The sequence below is a fragment of the Cryobacterium sp. SO2 genome (genome assembly GCF_026151165.2).
Classification (GTDB): domain Bacteria; phylum Actinomycetota; class Actinomycetes; order Actinomycetales; family Microbacteriaceae; genus Cryobacterium.
The window spans coordinates 532076-544491 of record NZ_CP117849.1 but is presented as its reverse complement, the minus strand read 5'-3'; the positions used below and the strand labels follow the sequence as shown (position 1 = coordinate 544491).

The 12416-nt window shown below is 66.4% G+C and carries 14 protein-coding genes; 6 read left to right on the top strand and 8 right to left on the bottom strand.

Translation table 11 applies throughout. From position 1 onward, the window contains the following. Positions 1–83 precede the first annotated feature (83 nt). From BJQ94_RS02575 to BJQ94_RS02565, 3 genes are all read right to left on the bottom strand, one after another. Positions 84–1433: an extracellular solute-binding protein gene (locus tag BJQ94_RS02575; protein ID WP_265398019.1), complete on the bottom strand. Its 1350-nt coding sequence runs from the start codon at positions 1431–1433 to the stop codon at positions 84–86. A gap of 128 nt (positions 1434–1561) precedes the next feature. Beyond that, positions 1562–2455 carry a carbohydrate ABC transporter permease gene (locus BJQ94_RS02570; protein WP_265398027.1) on the bottom strand — a complete coding sequence of 298 codons (894 nt, stop codon included), beginning with the start codon at positions 2453–2455 and terminating at the stop codon, positions 1562–1564. A 55-nt stretch (positions 2456–2510) separates the two neighbouring features. Then, positions 2511–3440, bottom strand: coding sequence for a sugar ABC transporter permease (locus BJQ94_RS02565; protein WP_265398018.1), 930 nt, complete (start codon positions 3438–3440; stop codon positions 2511–2513). Between the two features lie 219 nt (positions 3441–3659). On the opposite strand from BJQ94_RS02565, the gene BJQ94_RS02560 reads away from it, so the two are divergent. Then, positions 3660–4661 (top strand): LacI family DNA-binding transcriptional regulator, encoded by a 1002-nt coding sequence (locus BJQ94_RS02560; protein WP_265398026.1) that lies wholly within the window; start codon positions 3660–3662, stop codon positions 4659–4661. Positions 4662–4748: 87 nt separating this feature from the next. On the opposite strand, the gene BJQ94_RS02555 is transcribed toward BJQ94_RS02560, so the two are convergent. From BJQ94_RS02555 to BJQ94_RS02545, 3 genes are all read right to left on the bottom strand, one after another. Then, a complete protein-coding gene (locus BJQ94_RS02555) occupies positions 4749–5066 on the bottom strand; it encodes an ATP-dependent DNA ligase (RefSeq protein WP_345893469.1) in 318 nt (105 codons plus the stop codon). Positions 5067–5108: 42 nt separating this feature from the next. Continuing rightward, a complete protein-coding gene (locus BJQ94_RS02550) occupies positions 5109–5990 on the bottom strand; it encodes an SDR family oxidoreductase (protein WP_265398017.1) in 882 nt (293 codons plus the stop codon). 104 nt (positions 5991–6094) lie between these two features. Further along, the gene (locus BJQ94_RS02545) at positions 6095–6847 is read right to left on the bottom strand and encodes a hypothetical protein (protein ID WP_265398016.1); all 753 of its coding nucleotides are present in this window, start codon (positions 6845–6847) and stop codon (positions 6095–6097) included. Between the two features lie 484 nt (positions 6848–7331). Here BJQ94_RS02545 and BJQ94_RS02540 point away from each other — a divergent pair, with 484 nt between their 5' ends. From BJQ94_RS02540 to BJQ94_RS02520, 5 genes are all read left to right on the top strand, one after another. Then, positions 7332–7868, top strand: coding sequence for a hypothetical protein (locus tag BJQ94_RS02540; protein ID WP_275875540.1), 537 nt, complete (start codon positions 7332–7334; stop codon positions 7866–7868). Then, positions 7861–8277 carry a phage holin family protein gene (locus tag BJQ94_RS02535; RefSeq protein WP_265398014.1) on the top strand — a complete coding sequence of 139 codons (417 nt, stop codon included), beginning with the start codon at positions 7861–7863 and terminating at the stop codon, positions 8275–8277. Before BJQ94_RS02540 ends, BJQ94_RS02535 begins: the two co-directional genes overlap by 8 nt. Further along, positions 8274–8849: a DUF3618 domain-containing protein gene (locus BJQ94_RS02530; RefSeq protein ID WP_265398013.1), complete on the top strand. Its 576-nt coding sequence runs from the start codon at positions 8274–8276 to the stop codon at positions 8847–8849. The genes BJQ94_RS02535 and BJQ94_RS02530 overlap by 4 nt, the downstream gene beginning before the upstream one ends. Before the next feature lie 47 nt (positions 8850–8896). After that, positions 8897–9964 carry a YihY/virulence factor BrkB family protein gene (locus tag BJQ94_RS02525; RefSeq protein ID WP_265398012.1) on the top strand — a complete coding sequence of 356 codons (1068 nt, stop codon included), beginning with the start codon at positions 8897–8899 and terminating at the stop codon, positions 9962–9964. A 78-nt stretch (positions 9965–10042) separates the two neighbouring features. Continuing rightward, entirely contained in the window at positions 10043–10999 is a 957-nt protein-coding gene (locus tag BJQ94_RS02520) for a manganese catalase family protein (RefSeq protein WP_265398011.1), read from the top strand. Positions 11000–11105: 106 nt separating this feature from the next. Here the strand turns inward: BJQ94_RS02520 and BJQ94_RS02515 are convergent, their stop codons facing one another. Both BJQ94_RS02515 and BJQ94_RS02510 read right to left on the bottom strand, forming a co-directional pair. Further along, positions 11106–11660 carry a CinA family protein gene (locus BJQ94_RS02515; protein WP_265398010.1) on the bottom strand — a complete coding sequence of 185 codons (555 nt, stop codon included), beginning with the start codon at positions 11658–11660 and terminating at the stop codon, positions 11106–11108. Positions 11661–11785: 125 nt separating this feature from the next. Next, complete coding sequence (locus tag BJQ94_RS02510) at positions 11786–12193, bottom strand: YccF domain-containing protein (RefSeq protein WP_265398009.1); 408 nt, start codon at positions 12191–12193, stop codon at positions 11786–11788. Positions 12194–12416 lie beyond the last annotated feature (223 nt).

Genomic DNA, 12416 nt, shown 5'->3' with positions numbered 1-12416 from the left:
GGAGATCCTTTGTGAGTCGTAGTACAGCAGGAGGGTGGGTCTTGGTGAAACAGACCCACCCTCCTCTGGTGGTGGTGCGGGTGTTACTTGGTGGTGACGGTGAAGCCCTGCTCGTTGCCGTAGTCGGCGGTGGCCTTCTGCCACGCGGTCAGGCCCTCGTTGATGTCGCCCTTGTCGGCGTAGGCCTGGCCGACGGTGTCGGAGAAGATGCTGTTCGAGTAGACCTGGAACGGCAGGTAGCTCCAGCCGGTCACGACGTCCTTCGCGGACTGCACGAGCACCTCGTTGATCTTCTGGCCGCCGAAGTAGTCGCTCTCGTAGCCGAGGAAGTCATCGGATTCCAGGTCGGCGACGGTGGACGGGAAGCCGCCGGCGTCGATGGAGATCTGGGTGCCTTCGCCCTCGTTCATGTACTGCAGGAAGCCGGCCGCGACGAGCTTGTTCTTGCTCTGCTTGAGGATGGCGTCGCCACCACCACCGTTCTCGGCGCTGGCGGTGTCGCCGGCCTCGTAGGTGGGCAGCGGGGCTACGCGCCAGTCACCGGCGGCTTCCGGCACGCCGGATTCCAGGTTGCCGGGCATCCAGGCGCCGATGTTGAGGGTGGCTATGGTGCCGTCGCCCAGGCCCTTGTACCACTCGTCGCTCCAGCTCGGCGTTGCCGCGAGCAGGTCGTTGTCGAGCAGCTGGTTCCAGGTGTCGGCGAACTTCTTCGAGCCCTCGTCCTGCAGGTTGAGCGTGACGTCGGTGGAGTCGGTGGTGGTGTACGGCTGGCCGCCGGCCTGCCAGATCATGCTGGTGGTGAAGCCCGCGTCGCCGGTGTCGTTGGTGATGTAGGCGTTCGGGTTGGCCGCGTGCAGCTTCTCGGCCGTGGCGATGTACTCGTCCCAGGTGGTGGGGACGGTGAGGCCGTACTGGTCGAAGACGGCCTTGTTGTAGAACATGGCCATGGGGCCGGAGTCCTGCGGGAGGGCGTAGATGCCACCGTCGAGGTTCACGGAACCCCAGGTGCTGTCGGTGTACTCGGAGGCGTACTCGTCGAAGCCGAAGTCGGAGAGGTCGGCGAGCGAGTCGGAGAGCGCGAACTGCGGCAGCGCGTAGTACTCGATCTGGGCGATGTCGGGGGCGCCCGAACCGGCCTTGATCGCGTTCTGCAGCTTGATGTACTGGTCGTTGCCGGTGCCGGCGTTGACGACCTTGACGGTCACGTTCGGGTGTTCCTTCTCGAACGCCTTGGCGATGTCTTCCACCGCAGGGGCCCAGGCCCACACGGTGATGGTCGACTTCTCCTTGAGCGCCGCCGCGATGTCGTCGGCGGTGCCGGTCTCGGCCGAGCCGCCGCCGGCCGCGGAGCACGCGGCGAGGGACAGGCTGAGGGCGAGGCCGGTGGCCACGGCGACCGCGGTGCGGCGCAGGGTGCTGTGTGTTGCTTTCATTGGGGTGCCTTTCACTTCCTTGTAAACGGGATGTTCGGTGATGCGGGGTACGGATGGTGCGGGTGGGGTGGTGCTGGGCGTGCGGATCGTGCGGGTAAGCGGTGACGCGGTCGGAGAGGTGTGAGGGGCTACGCCTTGACGGAGCCGGCGGCGAGGCCGGACTGCCAGTAGCGCTGCAGGAAGAGGAACGCCACGACGATCGGCACGATCGTGAGCAGCGAGCCGGTGATGACGAGGTTGTAGATGACGTCGCCACCCACGGTCTGGGCCTGCTGGTTCCACTGGTTGAGGCCAACGGTGAGCGGGTACCAGGTGGGTTCGCTCAGCATGATCAGGGGCAGGAAGTAGTTGTTCCAGGTGGCCACGAGGGTGAAAAGGAGCACCGTGACCAGGCCGGGGGCCAGCAGCTTGAGCGAGATGGTGAAGAAGGTGCGGAACTCGCCCGAGCCATCCATCCGTGCCGCCTCGAGAACCTCGGTGGGCACGGCGTCGAGGGCGTAGGTCCAGATCAGGTAGAGACCGAACGGGCTGATCAACGAGGGCAGGATGACCGCCCACGGGGTGTTGGTGAGGCCCATCTGGCTGAACATCAGGAAGGTGGGCACCGCGAGGGCCGTACCGGGGATGGCGACGGCGCCGAGCACGACCGCGAAGACGGCCTTCTTGCCGGGGAAGTTGAACTTGGCCAGGCCGTAGCCGCCGAGGGCCGCGAGGAACGTGGCCCCGCCCGCGCCGACGACGACGTAGAGCAGCGTGTTGCCGAACCAGCGCACGAAGACGCCGTCGTTGTAGGTGAGGGTGGCGACGATGTTGTCCCAGAGCGCGTTCGGGCCGGAGAACCAGAGGCCGAACGAGTTGAGCAGCTCGGCCTGGGTCTTGGTGGAGTTCACGAACAGCCAGAACAGCGGCAGCAGGCTGTAGATGAGCAAGGCGCCCATGATCACCGTGAGCAGGATCGACTTCTTGGTGTGCAGGCCCTGGTTGGACTTGCCGGCCTTCTTCTCGCTGGTGTAGCGGGACATCCGCGGGGCCTTGGCCTTTTCTGCGGGTGCGTGGGTCTGGTCAGTCGTCGACATGTCAGGCCTCCTTCCTGGAACCGGAGTTCTGCACGATGTAGGCGATGACGGCGGTGATGAGGCCGACGATGATCGCGATGGTTGCCGAGTAGTTGTACTGCTGGCCGGAGAACGACAGGTTGTAGGCGTACATGTTCGGCGAGAAGTAGGTGGAGATGGTGTTGGGGGCCAGCGATTGCAGGATGCTCGGCTCGTTGAAGAGTTGGAAGCTGCCGATGACCGAGAAGATGCCGCCGATCACGATCGCGGGGCGCAGCGCCGGCATCTTGATGCTGCGGATGATGCGGAACGCGTTGGCGCCGTCGAGCGACGCAGCCTCGTAGAGGTCGGTGGGGATCACCCGGAGGGCCGCATAGAACAGGATCATGTTGTAGCCGATGAACTCCCAGGTGACGATGTTGCCGATCGACGCGAGCACCCAGCTGCTGGACAGCGGGTCGGGGATGGCGATGTTGAAGAAGTCGTTGAGGTTGCCGACCAGGCCGAACTTGGTGCCGTACATGAAGCCCCACATGAGGGTGGCGACCACCGCGGGAACCGCGTACGGCAGGAAGATCGCGATGCGGAAGAAGCTGGACAGGTGCAGGCGCGCACTGTCGATCGCGAGGGCGGCGAAGAGGGCGATGCCGAGCATGATCGGCACCTGCACGACGAAGAACAGGGTGACCCGGCCCATCGACTCCCAGAACTTGGGATCGGAGAGCGCCTGGCCGTAGTTCTCGAAGCCCACGAAGGAGTTGCCGCCGACGAGCTGGTCCTTGAAGAAGGAGAGGTAGATCGAGTAGAGCACCGGGGCGATGAGCACCAGGGCGAACACGATCATGAACGGGCCGATGAACTTCCAGCCCGTCCAGTCGCGCTTCTGCACGTGCGGCTTGCGGGTCTTCGGAAGTGTCTGGCCACTAGGGGGGAGTGTTGACAGCGTCGTCATGCCTGTTTCTCTGGCTCTGTAGTGTGAAGCGATGGATGGTGAATCTCGACCGGCATGTTTACGTAAACATGACGTGTAAGCACGCTAGCATGTTTACGTAAACATTCGGAAATTTTCTCGGACCCGGGAGGGCACGTGGCAACGATCAGCCCGACCGACAGCCCGACTTCCGAGGTGCGCGCCGCTCCCCCGGCCCGCACCGTGCAGCGCCTGCCGTCCATGGCGGATGTCGCGGCGCTGGCCGGCGTCTCCTCACAGACCGTCTCCCGGGTGGTGAACGCCCGCAGCAACGTCGACACCCTTACTCGCGACCGGGTGCTCGCGGCCATGGACGAGATCGGCTACCGGCCCAACAGTGCCGCCCGGGCGCTCAAGTCGGGCAAGTTCAGCACCATCGGCGTGATCATGTTCGGCCTGTCCAGCTTCGGCAACATGCGCACCCTCGAGGCCGTCGCGACCGCATCCGCCGAGGCCGGCTACTCGATCACCCTGATCCCGGTGGCGCTGCACACCCAGGGCGCCGTCGCCGGGGCCGTGAACCGGCTCGCCGAACAGGCCGTCGACGGCATCGTGATCATCATGGAAGCGCACATCCTCGACCGCATCGACGTGACCGTGCCCACCGGGCTGCCCGTCGTGATCGTCGACTCCGATGCCGGCTCCCGTTACACAGTGGTCGACACCGACCAGACCGAGGGCGCCCGGCTGGCCACCCAGCACCTGCTCGACCTCGGGCACAAGACGGTCTGGCACATCGCCGGACCGGAGTCGTCGTTCTCGGCCGGGCGCCGCACGGCATCCTGGCGCGCAACCCTCAAAGCGGCCGGCGCGCCGGTGCCGCCCGTGCTGGAGGGCGACTGGAACGCGCAGAGCGGCTACGAACACGGGGTGCGGCTCGCCGCAGACCCGGCGGTGACGGCGATCTTCGCCTCGAACGACCAGATGGCGCTCGGCGTGATGCGCGCCCTACACGAGGCCGGCCGGTCGGTGCCGGCCGAGGTGAGCGTGGTCGGCTTCGACGACATGCGCGAGTCGGATGCCTTCTGGCCCCCGCTGACCACCGTGCACCAGGACTTCGGCCAGGTGGGGCGGCTCTGCATCGAAAAGCTGCTGCGGCAGATCGACTCTCCCGCGGCCGTGGGCCCCGGCACCACCATCGTGCCCACGCACCTCGTGGTGCGCGCAAGCACCGCGCCCCCGCCTACGCCCGCCCTGCCGTAACTGTTCCCCCTCCGGACAATTGCGCCCGGAACACCGGGACCTTTTGTCCGTATGGGGCACAGTTGCCCACGCGCACAGTCGGGCGGCTCAGCGGGCGTCGGGCGCGGGCGGCTCGGCGGTCAGCAGCAGGCCGTGGGAGCTGTGGCCCGACGCGGTCAACTCGTCGATCCAGGCCCGGTTGATCCGCGGGGTCTTACTGCCGAAGTACTTGAAATACAGCGGGATGCCCGGGTGCAGCCACAGGCTGGACCGACCGCCGCCCACTGACGGCGAGTCGTTCCACGACAGGAAGAAACTCTCCCCGCGGCGGAGCTTGGAGCCGATGACAATCTGTAGATGTACCAGCGCCCGGTCGTCGAAGTCGACCTCGGTGGCGCCGGAAATGAGCTTTCCGATGACCTGCATTCCCCTCAGTACTGTCGCCGCGGGCCAGACCCCGCCGCGAGGTTAAAAGCCGCGACCGCCGGTGACCGGCACGACGGCGCCCGAGATGTACGAGGCCTCCGGCGAGGCCAGGAACACATAGGCGGAGGCCAGTTCGGCCGGCTGGCCCGCGCGGCCCAACGGGGTCTCCTGGCCGAAGGTGGGCAGCTTGTCGGGCCATGACGTCGCCGGGATCAGCGGGGTCCAGATGGGGCCGGGCGCGACGGCGTTGACCCGCACCCCGGTGGAACCCAGTTGCTGGGCGAGCGCCTGGGTGAAGGCCACGAGGGCGGCCTTGGTCATGGCGTAGTCGATAAGCTCCGGCGACGGGCTCGACGCCTGGATCGACGACGTCGAGATGATCGACGAGCCGGGGGCCAGGTGCGGGATCGCGGTGCGGGCGATCCACAGGGTGGCATACAGGTTGGTCTTGAAGACCCGATCGAACTCAGCGGTGGGCAGGTTCTCCAAGCCGTCACGGTTCTCCTGGTACGCGGCGTTGAGCACCAGGATGTCCAGCCCGCCGAGGCCGGTCACAGTCTCGTTCACGATGGAGATGCAGTGCTCCTCGTCGCGGATGTCGCCGGGCAGCAGCAGGGCCGTGCGCCCGGCGGCGCGAATGAGCTCGGCGGTCTCCTCGGCATCCTGCTGCTCGTCTGACAGGTAGGAGATGGCGACGTCGGCGCCCTCCCTGGCATAGGCGATGGCGACGGCGCGGCCGATGCCGGAATCGCCGCCGGTGATCAGCGCCCGCTTGCCGGTGAGCTTGCCGCTGCCGGCATAGGTGTCCTCGCCGTGGTCCGGCCGGGGATCGGTGGCACCGGTCAGGCCCGGCTGTTCCTGCTCCTGCTTGGGGAAGCCGTCGGAGAAGTACTTGGTGGTGGGGTCTTCGTTCGGGGTGGTCATCCGGGTGAACTCCTTAATCCACAGGAGGCGCTCCTGTTATGACTGAGACGGTTCCCGGAGGGGAAACGTCACGGTGTCGGGGGAAGATGTGGGGCTGGCCCGACCTACTGGCCGAGTCCGACCTTGTCCACGCGGCGGTGGAAGCGCATCCCGGCGAGACCGCCGAGAACGGCGCCGCCGAGGCTGACAACGGCGATCGCCACGGCGGTGATGATGCTGCCCAGCGCGAGGTCGCCTTCGTTGATCGGGATGCGGGGGAAGCTGTTCAGGTCGGCGAGCACATTGAACTGGCTGCCGGCGATGGCGCCGACGATGGCCAGGATCACGGCCACGATCAACGCCCAGAGCCAGACCGCCACGCCCTGCTTGGCACCGCTGAACCGTGCCATCCGACCTGCAACGTAGCCGCCGGCGAAGTAGGAGACGAAGACGACAACGCCCAGGGCAATGGCTCCGACCAGGCCGACCGTCGCGGCGTTCTCGGCCGCGGCGTCGTTCGCCCCGGCCGGGTCGACCTGCGACCCCAGGCCGACGGCAGCGCCCGCACCGGCGACCAGCGCCGTGAGGAGCACAGCGGCACCCGTGGCGGTGAGCCAGCCGAAGAAGGCGGTGCCGAACTTCATGCCGCCGAACTCGTCCTTCTCCCGCGCGACGACGTTCTCGCGCATGGTGTGCTCGTTGTCCCGCACGGCGTGCTCCCCGGCGGCGGGCAGGGGGGCTGGGGGCGTGGCCGGAGGCGTCGCGGCGCCCGCGCTCGTGGGTATGGCGGTGCCGGTCGAGGCCGGGACGATCGGCTCGGTACTGCCTGAAACCGTCTGCCGCGGCGGCTGTGCGGGCTCGTTGTGCGCTGTCGTCATGAGCTGCTCCCTCAAAGGTGTCTGCCGGGTGGTGGATGCGTCGGAGGCGTTGGTGCCGCACGACGCCCGAATGCCCGGCTACTTCTCAGACGCATCCAACCGGTGCTTCGTCACGGTTGACTCGCAAGTTGCTCACGTGGCCCCCTCGGCGCTCGAAACGCGGCAGGATACCTTCGTCGACCCGGGAACCGCTACCCGGGCGAGCAGAAATCCTCGAATTCGAGCGTGCTTAACGGACGGGGAATTCGCCGTTTCGTCACAAAAAAAAGAAACTGATGCGCTTTGGTCAGAGTGCTTGAAATCGAGTTGACGGGGCCAGAGGATATTGCAATCGCGACACACGACGTCGAGGACCGGCGTCTCAGCCACATCGATTCCTCAAGGGAGAGCCATGTCGAACACATACCCCACATCCACATCGGATACGCAGGATCCGGACTACGGCGGCGCGTCCGACCAGACGGCCTCGGACCGAGCAACCGAAGTGAAGGACACCTCAGTCGCCGCCGGCCAGCACGTCGCCGGCGTCGCCAAGGACGAGCTACACAAGGTCGGGAGCGAGACCAAGCAGCAAGCCAAGGACCTCTACCGCCAGACGCAGGGTGAACTCGCCGACCAAGCGGCCGCGCAGCAGAAGCGGGTCGCTTCCGGCATCCGAACCCTCGGCGACGAACTCGGTTCGATGGCCGAGAAATCTGACACCCAAGGCGTGGCCAGCGACCTCGCACACCAGGCCGCATCGCGCGCCGCTGGGATCGCCGACTGGCTCGACCAGCGCGACCCGGGCGCCCTCCTCAACGAGGTCAAAGGCTACGCCCGCCGCAGCCCCGGCATGTTCATCGCAATCGCCGCCGTCGCGGGCGTGGTCGCCGGCCGGCTGACCCGCTCGGTCATCGCCGAGGCCAAGGACTCCCCCGACACCGACTCGAACGGTACCGGCACACCGGCCGCCCCGCCCACCGGCGTTGGCACTCCGCTGGCGGCGGAGTACCCGCAGTACACGGAGAACCGCAATGAGTGACCTGCCCACCCCATCTGAACGCAAGGCGGCAGACACCTCACTCGGCGACCTGCTGAGCGAGGTCACCCGCGATGTGTCCGTACTGATGCGCCAGGAGGTCGACCTGGCCAAGGCCGAGGTACGCCAGTCGGCCACCCGGGCCGGCAAGGGCGCAGGGATGCTCGGCGGGGCCGGTTATGCCGGCCACCTCACCGTGCTCTTCCTGTCGTTCGCGGCCTGGTGGGGGCTCGCCCAGGTGATCAACATCGCCTGGGCGGCCGTGATCGTCGCCGTGGTCTGGGCCATCGTGGCGGCCGTGCTGTTCGTCGTCGGTCGGAACGAGCTGAAGTCCATCAAGGGCGCACCCGAAACCGTCAATTCCCTAAAGCAGATCCCGGACGCACTGAAACGAAACGAGGAAAACCGATGAGTGATTACGACACGACCAGCTCCGACCCAGAGGTCCTGCGGGCTCAGATCGAACAAACCCGCCGTGGCCTGGGTGCCGACGTTGACGCATTGGCCGACAAGGTGACGCCGGGCAAGATCATGGACCGCCAGAAAGACAAGGTCAAAGGCGTTTTCAACTCTGCGAAGGACAAGGTCATGGGCACAGCTTCAGAAGTCGGCGACTCCATCGGCGGAGCGGCCGACGGCGTGTCGGGCAGCGCGCACAACGCGGTCTCCCAGGTCAAGGGCAACCCGCTTGCGGTGGGCCTCATCGCGTTCGGTGTCGGCTGGCTGGTGTCGTCGCTGCTCCCGGCCAGCACCGTCGAAAAGAAGGTCGCGGCCAACGTGAAGGAGGCCGCGGAGCCGCTGGTGAGCGAGGTCAAGGACGCCGCCAAGGACATGGGCGAGAACCTCAAGCAGCCCCTCGCCGACGCCGCCGATGCCGTCAAGGGCACCGCGACGGATGCCGCCGACACCGTGAAGTCCGAAACCACCTCGTCCGCCGACGAGGTGCGTGACACGGCCAAGCACGCTGGCCAGGCCACCGTCTAACTGCGGAGCCCGCACCATCCGTACAACGAGAACGAGGAGATGTTCCGGTGGCCCGCAACGACACCAGTGAGAGGGACGCCCCCGCTCCCTCGCCCGACGATCCCCGCAAGCCGGATTCGCCGGGCGAGGTGAGCAAGCCGTCTTGGAAGTACGCGCTGAAAAAGACTCTGCGCGAATTCACCGCTGACCAGTGCACCGATATCGCGGCGGCGCTGACCTACTACGCCGTGTTGGCGCTGTTCCCGGCTCTGATCGCGTTGATCTCGCTGCTGGGCGTTTTCGGCCAGGGCGAGCGGTCCGTGGACACCATTCTCGACCTCGTCAACCAGGTGGCTCCCGGCGGCACGGCCGACGTGCTGCGCGAACCGCTCGAGCAGTTCAGCTCGTCGCCGTCAGCCGGGTTCGCCCTGATCTTCGGTATCGTGCTGGCCATCTGGTCGGCATCCGGCTACGTCGGCGCGTTCAGCCGGGCCATGAACCGGATCTACGAGATCGAAGAGGGCCGGCCGTTCTGGAAGCTGCGCCCCATGCAGCTGTTCGTGACGATCGTCACCATCCTCCTGATCTTGATCATGCTCGTGATCCTGATCGTGTCCGGCCCCGTCACAGATGCTGTGGGTAGCGCCCTCGGCCTCGGCGAGACCGTGCAGATCGTCTGGTCCGTCGCGAAGTGGCCGATCCTGGCCCTGGCCGTGGTGCTGATCATCGCGATCCTCTATTACGCCACACCGAACGCCAAGCAGCCCAAGTTTCGCTGGATCAGCCTGGGTGCGCTGCTCGCGCTGATCACCCTGGTGATCGCATCGTTCCTGTTCGGGCTCTACATCACCAACTTCTCCAACTACGACCGAACCTACGGGTCGCTGGCCGGCGTCATCGTGTTCCTCCTCTGGCTCTGGATCGCCAATCTGGCCCTGCTCTTCGGCGCCGAGTTCGACGCTGAGCTCGAGAGGGGCCGGCAGCTCCAGGCCGGTATCGCCGCGGAGGAGGACATCCAGCTGCCCCCGCGGGACACCCGCAAGAGCGACAAGGCCGCCGAGAAGGAACGGGCCGACGTCGCCGACGGGCGGAAGATCCGCACTGAAGCGGCCGACCGCCTCGACAACAAGCGCTGAAGCGCCGCACCACCCTATCGTCACCGCGCAACCACACCGGTCTGCGCTGCTTTGCCCCATCAATGAAGGGAATTACCCATGTACTTCCACGTGCAGCGACTCATCCACGACATTGCTCAGGACGAACCGGATCCGGCCGCGGCCAACGCGCTCCAGGAGGGCCTCGGCGGCCAGTTCGGTGAGATGCGCACCATGATGCAGTATCTCTTCCAGTCGATGAACTTCCGCGGTCCGGCGGCCAAGCCGTACCGGGACCTGATTCAAGGCATCGGCACCGAGGAGATCAGCCACGTCGAACTCATCGGCACCACCATCTCCCGACTGCTGGATGGCTCGCCCCGGTACAACGGCAAGGTCACCGATCCGCTTGACAAGGCCGGCTCCGGCGGGGCCATTCCCCTGGAGATCGCCCTCGACCACAGCAACATCCACCACTACCTCGTCGGCGCGCAGGGCGCGCTGCCGGTGGACGCGGTGGGCAACCCGTGGAGCGGCAGCTACGTCTACAACTCCGGCAACCTTGTGCTCGACCTGCTCTACAACCTCATGCTGGAGTCCACCGGCCGGCTGCAGAAGTGCCGCATCTACGAGATGACCCAGAACAAGACCGCGAGGTCCACGATTGCCTACCTGATCGTGCGCGACCAGGCCCACGAGAACGCCTACGCCAAGGCCCTGGAGACCCTGGGCGTGCATTGGAACACGCTGCTGCCGATCCCCAAGACCAATGCGGAAAAATTTCCCGAGGTGAAGAAGCTGCTCGACCTGAAACTGCACAGCAAGCAGTACACCTTCGACTTGGCCGGCCAGTCGGAAGCCGGCAAGATCTTCCAGGGCATGTCCCCCTCGAAGGACGGCACGAAGCTGGTCGCCGATGAGCAGGCGCCGGAGGGGGTGCCATCCGTGATCGCCGGCGAGCGGATGGAGGAGTTCGCTCCTGGCCTCGACCCGGCGCTGATGGAGCTGATCCAGGCCACCGCCGACATGGAGATGGCTGAGGTGGACGTGTCCTACGGGCCGGTCCCGACCGAATGAGCACGGCCGACCGGGTCGGGAAGCCACCCACGCAGGTGACCTCCGGACCCGGGCGGCTGATCGGCGGCGCGTCGCTCTCTGCGAACGACGGGGCTCGCCGGGCGAGCTAGTCCAGGAGGACCTCTCTGAGGTGCCTCAGCGCACTGATGGTGGTGAGGGCGACCACGGCCTCAGGTGAACCCTCGAACCGGTGGGGAAAGGTTCGCACCGCGGACCGAGTGCTGACACTGATGAACACCGTCCCGGCCGGTTGCCCCTCCTCCGGTCCCGGACCGCTGACGCCGGTCACCGCCACGCTGACATCCGCGCCGACGTTTTCCATCACGGCTCTGGCCATCTGTTCCGCACACTCAGCGGAGACGACCGGCCCGGGCTGGACCCCCAGGAGGCGGTGTCTGGCCGCATCCTGGTGGGCGATCACGCCTCCACCGAACCACTCCGACGAGGCCGGGGCTGCGCCGAGCGCCTGCGAGATCCGACCGGCGGTCAGCGATTCCGCCACCACGACGGTCAATCTGTCCGCCTCGGCGAGCAGCCCGATCCGTCCGGCCAGCGCCGAAATCTGCGCCTGTTGTTCCTCGGCGCTCTTCGGCTCGATGACGGTAGCCCACGGCATCGCGTGATGCCGGCTGGCCGTTCTTCGAACAGATTCGATAGACATGCTTCTCCGCACTAAGAAATCGGTTGAAGACCACCAACGCGGGTGGCTCCATACACCTCAGACGGGTCGGCAGAGCGAAACGTCACATCCACACCGGTTTTCGGTGTGGGCGGATCGTGACGCGGCTAGGCCTGTCGGGCGCGGGCGCGGTCGAACTCACCCGCGGTGGGCACGATCTCCTTGCCGAGCGGGGCGAGCGAGATGGGCACCATCTTGAAGTCGGCGATGCCCAGCGGGATGCCGATGATGGTGATGCACAGCGCGATCCCGGAGACGATGTGGGCGAGGGCGAGCCACCAGCCGGCCAGGATCACCCAGATCACATTGCCGAGGAAGGAGAAGGCGCCGCTGGTTTGCTTGGCCACGACGGTGCGGCCGAACGGCCAGAGCGCGTAGGCGCCGATGCGGAACGACGCGATGCCCCAGGGGATCGTGACGATGAGGATGCAGAGCACGATGCCGGCGGCCGCGTAGCCCAGGAACAGCCAGAAGCCGCTCAGCACGAGCCAGATCAGGTTGAGGAGTGTGCGCACGCGGGAATTCTACTCGCCGAGACAGGAACGTCGCGGGGTCTCGACAAGCTCGACCAACGTGTGGGCGCGACCAGGTCGTTGGTCGAGACTGGAGCGGTCGAGACTGGAGCTCTCGAGACTGGAGCTCTCGAGACTGGCCCATTTTCGCTAGTGGCTACCCCTCCCGAACTAGCAAATCTGGGCCACCCTCGGGAAGGATTCCCGTGGATGGCCCAGATTTGCT

Bases quoted from the DNA above. Each gene is read 5' to 3' on its own strand.
- BJQ94_RS02575 (WP_265398019.1), bottom strand. From the start codon at position 1,433: ATGAAAGCAACACACAGCACCCTGCGCCGCACCGCGGTCGCCGTGGCC.
- BJQ94_RS02570 (WP_265398027.1), bottom strand. From the start codon at position 2,455: ATGTCCCGCTACACCAGCGAGAAGAAGGCCGGCAAGTCCAACCAGGGC.
- BJQ94_RS02565 (WP_265398018.1), bottom strand. From the start codon at position 3,440: ATGACGACGCTGTCAACACTCCCCCCTAGTGGCCAGACACTTCCGAAG.
- BJQ94_RS02560 (WP_265398026.1), top strand. From the start codon at position 3,660: ATGGCGGATGTCGCGGCGCTGGCCGGCGTCTCCTCACAGACCGTCTCC.
- BJQ94_RS02555 (WP_345893469.1), bottom strand. From the start codon at position 5,066: ATGCAGGTCATCGGAAAGCTCATTTCCGGCGCCACCGAGGTCGACTTC.
- BJQ94_RS02550 (WP_265398017.1), bottom strand. From the start codon at position 5,990: ATGACCACCCCGAACGAAGACCCCACCACCAAGTACTTCTCCGACGGC.
- BJQ94_RS02545 (WP_265398016.1), bottom strand. From the start codon at position 6,847: ATGACGACAGCGCACAACGAGCCCGCACAGCCGCCGCGGCAGACGGTT.
- BJQ94_RS02535 (WP_265398014.1), top strand. From the start codon at position 7,861: ATGAGTGACCTGCCCACCCCATCTGAACGCAAGGCGGCAGACACCTCA.
- BJQ94_RS02530 (WP_265398013.1), top strand. From the start codon at position 8,274: ATGAGTGATTACGACACGACCAGCTCCGACCCAGAGGTCCTGCGGGCT.
- BJQ94_RS02520 (WP_265398011.1), top strand. From the start codon at position 10,043: ATGTACTTCCACGTGCAGCGACTCATCCACGACATTGCTCAGGACGAA.
- BJQ94_RS02515 (WP_265398010.1), bottom strand. From the start codon at position 11,660: ATGTCTATCGAATCTGTTCGAAGAACGGCCAGCCGGCATCACGCGATG.